This window comes from Geofilum rhodophaeum (genome assembly GCF_002210225.1).
GTDB lineage: Bacteria > Bacteroidota > Bacteroidia > Bacteroidales > Marinilabiliaceae > Geofilum > Geofilum rhodophaeum.
This window is the reverse complement of the sequence record NZ_MWUJ01000012.1, coordinates 106,494-117,270: the sequence shown is the minus strand read 5'-3', so window position 1 is coordinate 117,270 and position 10,777 is coordinate 106,494. Positions and strand designations below refer to the sequence as shown.

Sequence of the window (10,777 nt, the reverse complement as noted above, 5' to 3'; positions counted from 1 at the left end):
CCTTGCGCGCCGGCCGCAGGTCATCGGATAAAAAGGAACATAGCCTGGGGTACCAGGGTTTCAACCCTGGGTGCCCTGCGTGTCGGCCAAGAAATAAAAAAAGCTCCCAAGGCCTTGCCTTGGGAGCTTTTCCCCCTTTATTAATTGTCCTATTTTAATTTTGGGTAATCTTTGCAAGATTTTGAATGTTTTTCAACAAGGAAGGATAGTAGCAGGCGATCAGACCTAATGCTTTCTGGAGGTCGACTTCTCCTTCTGTGATTTTTTCCTGGTAGCTAAGGGCTTCTGAGGACAGGAACATTTTGTTGGTTTGTTCCGGGTAGAGGCTGTTTCTGCTGCTTACAGGAGCAGCTCCGAAGCCTTTTTTGTTGCATACGTACTGAACTTCCATTACCTTGCTGCGAACGATATATTCACGGCAATTTCTGCGCTCACTGAGGTAAATGGTTACTGGTGCAACGCCGTTTTCGTAGTCAAGCTGAAACTTACGCATGGTTTCGTTGTTTACAGTCTCGGGTTCCAGTTCTGTGATTTGGTATTGCCCGAGGAGGGTTTGCGAGTTGCCTGTGAGACTTTCAGGTGCGGAGGTGGCACTGGCTGAAATTGTACCAATTAGGAGCATAAAGCTTACTGCGATTCCGGTAATGATGTTGTTGTTTGTTTTCATGGCTATGGATTTTGAATTGTTTTTTATTTATTGTTTTACTCTTGTGCTTATGGTTTATCAATAGCTGTGCCAAATGTTTTAATATGCTTAAAAAGAGGTGGTTGTGGTTTTTGTTTGCCTTGGTGTATTGTTCGTTTTCGTATGCCTGGTGTTCGTTTTCGAACATGATGCTTACGGTTTTTGTTTTGATTCTGGTTTTTTAATTGTTTCGGCAAGTTGTGTGCGGTTTAGTGGTTTGAAAATCAACGTTTTAGACTTGCTGTTGTTTTTATTTGTATTCTATGATAACGATTAAGAGTATCGAAGAGGCTGCTCAGCGTATCAAGCAGGTTGTGCAAAAAACGCCTTTAATGAAGGATCAGATTTTATCTGAGCGTTATGGTGCAAGTGTTTATCTTAAGCGGGAAGATTTACAAACTGTGCGCTCTTATAAGATCAGGGGTGCTTTTAACAAGATTGCATCGTTGACAATGGAGGAGCGGGAAAAAGGAGTGGTGTGTGCCAGTGCGGGTAATCATGCTCAGGGCGTTGCCTTATCCTGTCGTCATTTGGGTTTAAAGGGGCGCATTTTTATGCCTTCAACTACGCCCAAGCAAAAGATTAAACAGGTTCGGATGTTTGGAAGGGATTTTATTGAAATTGTTTTGACAGGCGATACTTATGACCATGCTTATGAGGCTGCCATGGCCGATTGTAAAGCGCATGCTTCTGTTTTTATTCATCCTTTTGACGACAAGTTGGTGATGGCGGGACAGGGGACGATAGGATTGGAATTGCTGGAGCAGGCTGATTTTCCTATTGACTATGTGATGGCGCCCATTGGCGGAGGGGGCTTGGTGAGTGGACTGGGTTCGTGGTTACGGGTTAAGAGTCCTGCCACCCGTATTATTGGCGTGGAGCCCGAAGGGGCACCCGCTATGAAAAATTCGCTTGATGCCGGAAGTCGAATTGTGCTCAATGGTTTTGAGAAGTTTGTTGATGGCGCCGCTGTTGCTACGGTTGGCGAACTCAATTTTGAAATAGCCAGGGAGGTGCTCGATGGCTTGTTGCTGGTGCCCGAAGGAAAGGTGTGTACCTCCATTCTGCAGTTGTACAATGAAGAAGCTATTGTCGTTGAGCCCGCAGGAGCGTTGAGCATTGCAGCGCTTGATTTTATGGCGGATAAGATCAAGGGTAAGACGGTGGTTTGTATCGTAAGTGGGGGCAATAACGACATTACTCGTACCGAAGAAATAAAGGAGCGCTCCCTGCTGTATGAGGGCCTAAAGCATTATTTTATAGTGCGCTTTCCCCAGCGGTCCGGTGCATTAAAAGAGTTTGTCAATGAGATCCTGGGCCCCGATGACGACATTACCCACTTTGAGTATACTAAGAAAAACAGTCGCGATACGGGTCCGGCTTTAGTGGGGATTGAAACCAAGAGCCTGGCCGACCGGGATGCGATGGTTCAAAGAATGACGGAGCATGGCTTTAATTATAGGTCGGTCAATGATTCGCCGGATTTGTTTCATTTGTTGATATAAAAAAAGCTGTCCGCAAGGACAGCTTTTTAATTTGGTTTTATCAGCCTTGAAAGGAACTGATGTTTTCGCACGCTGTAGCTCGGTCAATCTTTTTGATGAGACCGGTTAGTACTTTGCCAGGTCCGATTTCAGTGAAATGAGCTGCTCCGTCTTTAAGCATGTTCTGAACGGTTTGCGTCCATTTTACCGGTGCAGTTAGTTGGTCAATCAGGTTTTTCTTAATGAGCGTGGGGGCGGTAAATGGCTGTGCGCTCACGTTTTGATATACCGGACAAATTGGTGCATTGATTTGGGTGTTTTCGATGGCTGCGGCCAGCTCTGCGCGTGCAGGTTCCATTAAAGGAGAATGAAAGGCTCCGCCCACTGAGAGCTTTAATGCACGCTTGGCACCCAGTTCGGTCAGTTTTTCACAAGCCTTGTCTATGCCTTCAAACGAACCTGAAATGACCAATTGTCCCGGACAGTTGTAGTTGGCCGGTACTACAACGGCATCGATGGCGGTACAAGCGTCTTCTACCGTTTTGTCGTCGAGACCAACAATCGCGGCCATGGTAGAGGGCTCCAGTTCGCAGGCCTTTTGCATAGCCATGGCGCGCTGAGCAACCAACTTAAGACCGTCCTCAAAAGATAAGGCCCCCGCAGTAACCAGCGCAGAAAACTCCCCCAGGGAATGCCCTGCTGTCATATTCGGCTGGAAGCTTTCGCCCAGCGTTTTGGCCAATATTACGGAATGAAGAAAGATGGCAGGCTGGGTTACTTTGGTTTGACGCAGATCTTCGTCTGTTCCTTCAAACATGAGGTCGGTAATCCGAAATCCCAGGATGTCGTTGGCCTGTTCAAACAGTTCTTTGGCCAGGGCCGACTGCTCGTAAAGGTCCTTGCCCATTCCAACAAATTGTGCCCCTTGTCCGGGAAATACATAAGCTTTAGTCATGGTATTGAATGTTTTTTTAAAGAGTACAAAGATAAAACATAAGTCTGCTTGGTGGAAGAAAAATGGCTCTATTTTCATTCTCGGTCTTTTTGCTCGAGGAATATTCCATGCAGATATGCCCGGGTAGCTAAAATGCTGGTGAAGGATAATTTAACTAGAAAAAGAGTTTTAACTGTTTCATATTCTGTTCCTTTTTGCTACTTTTGCAGCGCTTTTTGTGCCAAGGTGCCAGATTGTTTGAAAATCAATGGGTTTTTTATGCAAAAAAGAATATCTTTGCAACCCGTTTGTTGAGAGTGTTTTATAGTTAAAATCAAAGTTTATATGCCAACAATTCAGCAATTAGTAAGAAAAGGACGCACTACGCTGGTGGACAAGAGTAAATCGCCTGCGTTGGATTCATGTCCGCAACGTCGCGGGGTTTGTGTGCGTGTGTACACCACTACTCCTAAGAAGCCGAACTCAGCTATGCGTAAGGTAGCCAGGGTACGTCTGACCAATGGAAAAGAGGTGAACGCCTACATTCCCGGGGAAGGTCACAACTTGCAGGAGCACTCCATTGTTTTGGTGCGCGGCGGTAGGGTTAAAGACTTGCCAGGTGTTCGTTATCACCTTGTTCGTGGCGCCTTGGATGCCTCTGGTGTTGAGGGTCGTACACAGCGTCGTTCAAAGTATGGAACCAAGCGTCCGAAAGCAGCGAAAGCTAAGAAGTAATTTTTTTGACCGGAGTTTTTGTTTATTGGTTCGTGTTTAGGTTGAGTAAATGGTCAAAGGACCGTTGAAGAGTCAAAAATACAGCCAGTAAATTTTGAAAAACTGATAAACAAAAGAAGAAATGAGAAAGAGTAAACCAAAAAAGAGGGTGATTCTACCCGATCCAAAGTTTAACGACACTTTGGTTACCCAGTTTGTGAATAACCTGATGTTGGATGGAAAGAAGTCTATTTCCTACAGCATTTTCTATTCTGCACTCGATCAGATTAAGGACAAAGCCGAGAAAGAAGGCAAGTCTGTACTCGAAATCTGGAAAAAAGCCCTGGAAAACGTTACTCCCAACGTAGAGGTGAAAAGCCGCCGTGTAGGTGGTGCTACCTTCCAGGTACCTACCGAAATCCGCGCTGAGCGTAAAGTTTCTTACAGTATGAAGAACTTGATTCTTTTTGCACGTAAGCGGAGCGGTAAATCCATGGCCGACAAGTTGGCTGCTGAAATTGTTGCTGCATACAACCAGGAGGGCGGCGCCTACAAGAAGAAAGAAGACATGCATAGAATGGCGGAAGCCAACCGTGCGTTTGCCCACTTTAGATTTTAATCCTTTGATTTTAGTAAACTAATGGCAAAAGACTTAAAATATACAAGGAATATTGGGATTATGGCTCACATTGACGCCGGTAAGACGACTACTACCGAGCGTATCCTGTTTTTCACCGGTATTACCCATAAGATTGGCGAAACCCACGATGGTTCGGCAACTATGGACTGGATGGAACAGGAGCAGGAGCGTGGTATTACCATCACTTCTGCAGCCATCAGTACCCAATGGATGTACAGAGACGAGGAATATAAGATCAACATTATTGACACCCCAGGTCACGTTGACTTTACCGTTGAGGTGGAGCGTTCGCTGCGGGTTTTGGATGGTGCTGTGGCCTTGTTTTGTGCAGTAGGAGGTGTAGAACCTCAGTCGGAGACTGTTTGGCGTCAGGCCAACAAATACCACGTACCGCGTATTGGATTTGTGAACAAAATGGACCGTTCCGGTGCCAACTTCTATGAGGTGGTACGCCAGGTTCGTGAAGTTTTGGGAGCCAATCCGGTGCCCATTCAGATTCCAATCGGAGCGGAAGAGACTTTCAAAGGAGTTGTTGACCTGATTGAGAACAAAGCGATTGTATGGTACGATGACGATACATTGGGCCAGCGCTATGAAGTAGAAGATGTGCCCGCCGATATGGCTGACGAAGTCGCTGAGTGGCGTGGAAAGCTTGTAGAGGCAGTAGCCGAGTACGACGATGAGTTGATGGAGAAATTCTTTGAGGATCCCGATTCCATTACCGGTGATCAGCTGATCAATGTCATCCGTCAGGCTGCCATCGATATGAAAATTGTACCTATGATGTGTGGCGCTTCTTTCAAGAACAAGGGTGTTCAGCGTTTGATCGATGGTATTGTACGTTATTTGCCAGCTCCCACCGATATTGCAGATGTTGTTGGGGTGAATCCCAATACCGAGGAGGAAGAGAGTCGTAAGCAGGTGCCCGAAGCTCCGTTCACTGCCTTGGCTTTTAAAATCGCCACCGATCCTTTTGTGGGTCGATTGGCTTTTATTCGTGTATATGCCGGAACGCTCGATGCAGGTTCCTATGTTCTGAATACCCGCAGTGGTAAAAAAGAACGTATTTCTCGCCTTTACCGGATGAAATCAAACAAGCAGATGCCTATTGACAGCATTTCTGCCGGAGATATTTGTGCCGGTGTTGGTTTCAAAGACGTGCGTACCGGAGATACCTTGTGCGACGAGAAGCATCCCATCGCTTTGGAATCTATGGAATTCCCCGATCCCGTGATTGGTGTATCTGTGGAGCCCAAGAGTCAGAAGGACATCGACAAGCTGGGTACTGGTTTGGCCAAGTTGGCTGAGGAAGATCCCACCTTCCGTGTTCAGACCGATGAAGAGACTGGTCAGACAGTAATCAGCGGTATGGGTGAGTTGCACCTGGAGGTTATTATCGATCGTTTGAAGCGCGAGTTCAAAGTAGAGTGTAACCAGGGACGTCCTCAGGTAAATTACAAGGAAGCCATTGGCGCTACTGTAGAACACCGTGAAGTGTTTAAGAAGCAGACCGGTGGTCGTGGTAAGTTTGCCGACATCATTGTAAAAGTTGGTCCCATCGACGAAGGAAAGACGGGCTTGCAGTTTGTTGACCTGGTTAAGGGTGGTAATGTGCCTAAGGAATACATCCCTTCTGTAGAAAAAGGTTTCAAGAACGCTATGCAGAATGGTGTTTTGGCTGGATTTACCGTTGAAAACCTGAAAGTGGAACTTCTGGATGGATCTTTCCACCCGGTTGACTCCGATCAGCTTTCTTTTGAAATTGCTGCTCGTCAGGCCTTCAAGGCGGCTTGTGCCAAAGCCAAGCCGGTATTGCTTGAGCCCATTATGAAGGTGGAAGTAGTAACTCCCGAAGAGTATATGGGTGACATTATTGGTGACTTCAACAAGCGTCGTGGTCAGGTCGAGGGTATGGAATCCAAAGCTGGTGCCCGCGTGGTTAAAGCCCGTGTGCCTTTGGCTGAGATGTTTGGATATGTTACTGCCTTGCGTACCATTTCATCGGGTCGTGCCACTTCATCCATGGAGTTTTCTCACTACGAAGAGGTGTCTAAATCCATCGCAGTGGAAGTGGTTAAAGAAGCCAAAGGTAAAGTCGAATTATTGTAAGAACTCGTTCGCATAAATAGCTATGAATCAAAAAATAAGAATTAAGCTGAAATCCTACGATCACAATTTGGTAGACAAGTCTGCCGAGAAGATCGTAAAAACAGTGAAGAGCACCGGGGCTGTTGTTAGCGGTCCCATTCCGTTGCCTACCCACAAAAGGGTTTTCACTGTATTGCGTTCCACCTTCGTTAATAAGAAGTCCAGAGAGCAGTTTCAATTGTCGTCATACAAGCGTTTGATCGACATTTACAGCTCTACTGCGAAGACCATTGACGCGCTAATGAAACTTGAACTTCCCAGCGGTGTGGAAGTTGAAATCAAAGTTTGATAATTAATTAAAAATCACAAGCAATGCCAGGATTAATTGGAAAAAAAATCGGAATGACTTCCGTTTTCAGTGCCGAGGGTAAAAATGTACCATGCACTGTTATCGAAGCTGGTCCTTGCGTCGTGACTCAGGTAAAAACAGCAGAAACCGATGGGTATGCTGCTGTTCAGCTGGCGTTCGACGAAAAACGTGAGAAGAGTACCACCAAGCCCCAACAGGGCCATTTTCAGAAAGCAGGTACCACTCCAAAGGCCAAGCTGGTTGAATTCAAGGATTTTGAGAATGAGTTCAAACTGGGCGATGTAGTTTCTGTCGACATCATTGAAGAAGACACTTTTGTAGACGTTACCGGCTTATCAAAAGGTAAGGGTTTTCAAGGGGTTGTAAAGCGTCACGGCTTTGGTGGTGTAGGTGGACAAACCCACGGTCAGCACAACCGGGGCAGGGCACCAGGTTCTTTGGGTGCCTCTTCATTTCCCTCACGTGTGTTTAAGGGAATGCGGATGGCCGGACGTACCGGTGGAGACCGTGTGAAAGTGGAAAACCTGAGAGTGTTAAAAGTGATTCCCGAAAACAATCTGATTTTAGTTAAAGGATCGGTACCGGGCGCAAATGGTTCATATCTAATTATTGAAATGTAATGGAACTGAACATAGTAAATATAAAAGGAGAAGATACCGGACGCAAAATTGAGTTACCTGATTCAATTTTTGCCATAGAGCCCAACGATCATGCCATTTATCTGGATGTAAAACAGTATTTGGCCAACAATCGTCAGGGAACCCATAAGGCCAAGGAGCGTAATGAGGTTTCTGGTAGTACACGTAAGATTAAGAAGCAGAAGGGAACCGGTACAGCACGTGCAGGCAGCATTAAGAGTCCTGTTTTTCGTGGAGGAGGTCGCGTTTTTGGTCCCCGTCCCCGCAATTACAGCTTTAAGCTGAATAAGAAAGTGAAGCAGCTGGCCCGCTTTTCCGCTTTAGCGCATAAGGCTAAGAACAATGAGATTTTGGTGGTGGAAGATTTTTCTTTCGAAGCCCCCAAAACGAAGGAGTTCAATGCCATTCGCAAGAGTTTGCAACTCGACGGGAAAAGGTCTCTGGTGGTATTGGGAACTGAAAATCGCAATGTTTTGCTTTCTGCCCGTAATCTTCCCAGAACTGAGGTTTCCGTGGCTTCCGGATTGAATACTTACAGCATCATGAAAGCTCAGTATTTGCTGCTTACTGAAAGCTCTGTAGAGCAAATCGGAAAACTTTTTAACGAATAAGGAGGTCAGTCATGGATGTAATCGTAAAACCAATCGTCACTGAGAAGATGACCCACCAGGGGGAAACCCTGAATAGCTATGGCTTTGTTGTTAAGCGCGACGTTAATAAGTTGCAGATCAAGAAAGCTGTTGAAGAGATGTACAATGTTACTGTGGCTTCAGTTAATACCATGCGTTATGCAGGTAAAAGCAAGTCGCGTTACACTAAGAGTGGTGTAATTGCCGGACGAACTGCTGCTTACAAGAAGGCTGTTGTAACATTGGTAGATGGAGATAAAATTGATTTTTATAGCAATATCTAAGTAAAATGGCAGTAAGAAAGCTAAAGCCCACAACACCGGGGCAGAGACACAAAATTATTGGTGCATTTGATGCGATTACCTCAAGTGTACCAGAAAAATCCTTGCTGAAGCCTTTAAAGAAGAGCGGTGGTCGTAACAACACAGGTAAAATGACCATGCGCTACCTTGGAGGTGGACACAAAAGGAAATACCGGGTAATCGATTTCAAGAGAAATAAAGACGGTGTTCTGGCAAAGGTAGAATCCATTCAGTATGACCCCAACAGGAGTGCTCGGATTGCTTTGCTGGTATATGCAGATGGAGAAAAACGCTACATCCTTGCACCTAACGGTTTGCAGGTAGGTATGGAACTGGCTTCGGGCAGCGGAACTGCTCCCGAAATCGGAAACACTTTGCCCTTGGGCGAGATTCCGCTTGGTACCATCGTTCATAATATTGAACTGCAACCTGGCAAAGGAGGAGCTATGGCTCGTAGTGCCGGTACATTTGCCCAATTGGCTGCTCGTGAAGGAAAGTACGTAGTTTTACGTCTTCCCTCCGGTGAATCCCGAATGGTCTTGACAACTTGTCGTGCCACCATCGGTGCTGTTGGTAATTCAGACCACGCACTGGAACAATCTGGTAAGGCAGGTCGAAGCAGATGGCTTGGTCGTCGTCCCCGTGTTCGCGGTGTGGTTATGAACCCCGTAGATCACCCGATGGGTGGTGGTGAAGGTCGTTCTTCCGGTGGTCACCCACGCTCAAGAAAGGGACTTTTGGCCAAGGGTTACAAAACCCGTGCGCCCAAGAAAGCTTCCAGCAAGTACATTCTTGAAAAGAGAAAAAAGTAACCGGTTAATTCATTGAGATTATGAGCAGATCATTAAAAAAAGGGCCTTATATCAACTATAAGCTGGAGCGGAAAGTTTTAGCCTTGAACGACTCCGGCAAGAAAACAGTGATTAAGACATGGGCCAGGGCTTCTATGATTTCCCCTGAATTTGTGGGACATACCATAGCTGTACACAATGGGAACAAATTCATTCCTGTTTATGTCACTGAGAATATGGTGGGACATAAACTGGGCGAATTTGCGCCAACACGGACCTACCGTGGTCATTCAGGCAATAAGAAACGTTAATAGCCTGATAGTGTTAATACCTTTAATGCAATAAAAATGGGTGCAAGAAAAAGAATAAAAGCAGAACAACTGAAAGAAGCCAGAAAGAACCAGGCTTATGCCAAGCTGCGCAATGTGCCCACCTCGCCCCGTAAAATGCGGCTGGTGGTGGACCTGATACGTGGTAAAGAGGTGAATCTGGCCCTCGATATCCTCAAATTTTCTACAAAGGAAGCTTCACGCAGTGTAGAAAAGCTCTTATTGTCTGCAGTTGCCAACTGGAAAGAGAAGAATGAAGGTCAGCGTCTGGAAGATGCCAACCTTTTTGTGAAAGAAGCTTATGTTGATTCGGGTCGAATTTTGAAGCGTTTGCGTCCTGCTCCCCAGGGCCGTGCACACAGAATTCGCAAAAGATCCAACCACGTGACCATACTCGTGGACAGCAAAGTAACTAACGAAAACCAGGAAAACTAACAGGCAGATGGGACAAAAAGTAAATCCAATAAGCAACAGGTTGGGGATCATCCGCGGATGGGATTCCAACTGGTTCGGTGGGAAAAACTACGGCGATAAATTGCTGGAAGATTCCAAAATCCGTAAGTATTTGAATGCTCGTCTGGCCAAAGCCAGTATTTCGCGCATTATTATAGAACGAACACTTAAGTTAATTACCATTACAGTTTATACTGCACGTCCCGGTATCATTATCGGGAAAGGTGGAGCTGAGGTTGATAAGCTGAAGGAAGAGCTTAAGAAGATTACTGACAAGGAAGTTCAAATCAATATCTTTGAGGTGAAACGTCCTGAGTTGGATGCCCTTATTGTGGCCAACAACATTGCACGTCAGCTGGAAGGTCGTATCGCCTACCGCCGTGCTACTAAAATGGCCATTGCTTCAACCATGAGAATGGGTGCTGAAGGTATCAAAATTCAGGTTTCTGGTCGTTTGAATGGTGCAGAAATGGCCCGTTCAGAAATGTACAAGGAAGGACGTACTCCTTTGCACACCTTCCGTGCCGATATTGATTACGCTCAGGCAGAAGCCCTTACTAAAACCGGCTTGATTGGTATTAAGGTTTGGATTTGTAAAGGTGAGATTTACGGGAAACCGGATTTGTCACCCAACTTCAATGCCAAAGAAACAGCCGGCGGAAACCGTAAAGGTCCCCAGGGTGGTGGCTTCAAGAGGAAAAGAAAGTAATCATCTGTTAA

14 protein-coding genes are annotated in these 10,777 nt (G+C 45.9%); 12 read left to right on the top strand and 2 right to left on the bottom strand.

Going from position 1 to position 10,777, the window contains the following annotated elements; all coding sequences use genetic code 11:
• Positions 1-154: 154 nt before the first annotated feature.
• Positions 155-667, bottom strand: a complete 513-nt coding sequence (locus B4W65_RS11955) for a hypothetical protein (RefSeq protein WP_088655396.1) — start codon at positions 665-667, stop codon at positions 155-157.
• Between the two features lie 281 nt (positions 668-948).
• On the opposite strand from B4W65_RS11955, the gene ilvA reads away from it, so the two are divergent.
• A complete protein-coding gene (gene ilvA, locus B4W65_RS11945; protein ID WP_088655394.1) occupies positions 949-2,190 on the top strand; it encodes a threonine ammonia-lyase IlvA in 1,242 nt (413 codons plus the stop codon).
• 40 nt (positions 2,191-2,230) lie between these two features.
• Here the strand turns inward: ilvA and fabD are convergent, their stop codons facing one another.
• Positions 2,231-3,124 (bottom strand): ACP S-malonyltransferase, encoded by an 894-nt coding sequence (fabD, locus tag B4W65_RS11940; RefSeq protein ID WP_088655400.1) that lies wholly within the window; start codon positions 3,122-3,124, stop codon positions 2,231-2,233.
• A gap of 324 nt (positions 3,125-3,448) precedes the next feature.
• On the opposite strand from fabD, the gene rpsL reads away from it, so the two are divergent.
• The 11 genes from rpsL to rpsC all read left to right on the top strand — a co-directional run bounded on the left by rpsL (position 3,449) and on the right by rpsC (position 10,766).
• The gene (gene rpsL, locus B4W65_RS11935) at positions 3,449-3,838 is read left to right on the top strand and encodes a 30S ribosomal protein S12 (RefSeq protein WP_088655393.1); all 390 of its coding nucleotides are present in this window, start codon (positions 3,449-3,451) and stop codon (positions 3,836-3,838) included.
• A gap of 121 nt (positions 3,839-3,959) precedes the next feature.
• Positions 3,960-4,436, top strand: a complete 477-nt coding sequence (rpsG, locus tag B4W65_RS11930; protein ID WP_088655392.1) for a 30S ribosomal protein S7 — start codon at positions 3,960-3,962, stop codon at positions 4,434-4,436.
• 21 nt (positions 4,437-4,457) lie between these two features.
• Entirely contained in the window at positions 4,458-6,566 is a 2,109-nt protein-coding gene (gene fusA / locus B4W65_RS11925; RefSeq protein WP_088655391.1) for an elongation factor G, read from the top strand.
• Between the two features lie 22 nt (positions 6,567-6,588).
• Complete coding sequence (rpsJ, locus tag B4W65_RS11920) at positions 6,589-6,894, top strand: 30S ribosomal protein S10 (RefSeq protein WP_026474761.1); 306 nt, start codon at positions 6,589-6,591, stop codon at positions 6,892-6,894.
• A gap of 23 nt (positions 6,895-6,917) precedes the next feature.
• Positions 6,918-7,535 (top strand): 50S ribosomal protein L3, encoded by a 618-nt coding sequence (gene rplC, locus B4W65_RS11915; protein WP_088655390.1) that lies wholly within the window; start codon positions 6,918-6,920, stop codon positions 7,533-7,535.
• Positions 7,535-8,164 carry a 50S ribosomal protein L4 gene (gene rplD / locus B4W65_RS11910; RefSeq protein ID WP_088655389.1) on the top strand — a complete coding sequence of 210 codons (630 nt, stop codon included), beginning with the start codon at positions 7,535-7,537 and terminating at the stop codon, positions 8,162-8,164. Before rplC ends, rplD begins: the two co-directional genes overlap by 1 nt.
• Before the next feature lie 11 nt (positions 8,165-8,175).
• On the top strand, positions 8,176-8,466 hold the full coding sequence (gene rplW, locus B4W65_RS11905; protein ID WP_088655388.1) for a 50S ribosomal protein L23: 291 nt from the start codon (positions 8,176-8,178) through the stop codon (positions 8,464-8,466).
• A gap of 5 nt (positions 8,467-8,471) precedes the next feature.
• Positions 8,472-9,296 carry a 50S ribosomal protein L2 gene (gene rplB / locus B4W65_RS11900; protein WP_088655387.1) on the top strand — a complete coding sequence of 275 codons (825 nt, stop codon included), beginning with the start codon at positions 8,472-8,474 and terminating at the stop codon, positions 9,294-9,296.
• A 20-nt stretch (positions 9,297-9,316) separates the two neighbouring features.
• Positions 9,317-9,586: a 30S ribosomal protein S19 gene (gene rpsS, locus B4W65_RS11895; RefSeq protein ID WP_088655386.1), complete on the top strand. Its 270-nt coding sequence runs from the start codon at positions 9,317-9,319 to the stop codon at positions 9,584-9,586.
• Positions 9,587-9,622: 36 nt separating this feature from the next.
• Positions 9,623-10,039 (top strand): 50S ribosomal protein L22, encoded by a 417-nt coding sequence (gene rplV, locus B4W65_RS11890; protein ID WP_088655385.1) that lies wholly within the window; start codon positions 9,623-9,625, stop codon positions 10,037-10,039.
• Between the two features lie 7 nt (positions 10,040-10,046).
• Entirely contained in the window at positions 10,047-10,766 is a 720-nt protein-coding gene (rpsC, locus tag B4W65_RS11885; protein ID WP_088655384.1) for a 30S ribosomal protein S3, read from the top strand.
• The last annotated feature ends 11 nt before the right edge of the window (positions 10,767-10,777 follow it).

What these genes read in the sequence shown, in the direction of transcription:
- rpsC (WP_088655384.1), top strand. Translation starts at nt 10,047, where the DNA reads ATGGGACAAAAAGTAAATCCAATAAGCAACAGGTTGGGGATCATCCGC.
- B4W65_RS11955 (WP_088655396.1), bottom strand. Translation starts at nt 667, where the DNA reads ATGAAAACAAACAACAACATCATTACCGGAATCGCAGTAAGCTTTATG.
- rplW (WP_088655388.1), top strand. Translation starts at nt 8,176, where the DNA reads ATGGATGTAATCGTAAAACCAATCGTCACTGAGAAGATGACCCACCAG.
- ilvA (WP_088655394.1), top strand. Translation starts at nt 949, where the DNA reads ATGATAACGATTAAGAGTATCGAAGAGGCTGCTCAGCGTATCAAGCAG.
- rplD (WP_088655389.1), top strand. Translation starts at nt 7,535, where the DNA reads ATGGAACTGAACATAGTAAATATAAAAGGAGAAGATACCGGACGCAAA.
- fusA (WP_088655391.1), top strand. Translation starts at nt 4,458, where the DNA reads ATGGCAAAAGACTTAAAATATACAAGGAATATTGGGATTATGGCTCAC.
- rpsG (WP_088655392.1), top strand. Translation starts at nt 3,960, where the DNA reads ATGAGAAAGAGTAAACCAAAAAAGAGGGTGATTCTACCCGATCCAAAG.
- rpsL (WP_088655393.1), top strand. Translation starts at nt 3,449, where the DNA reads ATGCCAACAATTCAGCAATTAGTAAGAAAAGGACGCACTACGCTGGTG.
- rplC (WP_088655390.1), top strand. Translation starts at nt 6,918, where the DNA reads ATGCCAGGATTAATTGGAAAAAAAATCGGAATGACTTCCGTTTTCAGT.
- fabD (WP_088655400.1), bottom strand. Translation starts at nt 3,124, where the DNA reads ATGACTAAAGCTTATGTATTTCCCGGACAAGGGGCACAATTTGTTGGA.
- rplV (WP_088655385.1), top strand. Translation starts at nt 9,623, where the DNA reads ATGGGTGCAAGAAAAAGAATAAAAGCAGAACAACTGAAAGAAGCCAGA.
- rpsS (WP_088655386.1), top strand. Translation starts at nt 9,317, where the DNA reads ATGAGCAGATCATTAAAAAAAGGGCCTTATATCAACTATAAGCTGGAG.
- rpsJ (WP_026474761.1), top strand. Translation starts at nt 6,589, where the DNA reads ATGAATCAAAAAATAAGAATTAAGCTGAAATCCTACGATCACAATTTG.
- rplB (WP_088655387.1), top strand. Translation starts at nt 8,472, where the DNA reads ATGGCAGTAAGAAAGCTAAAGCCCACAACACCGGGGCAGAGACACAAA.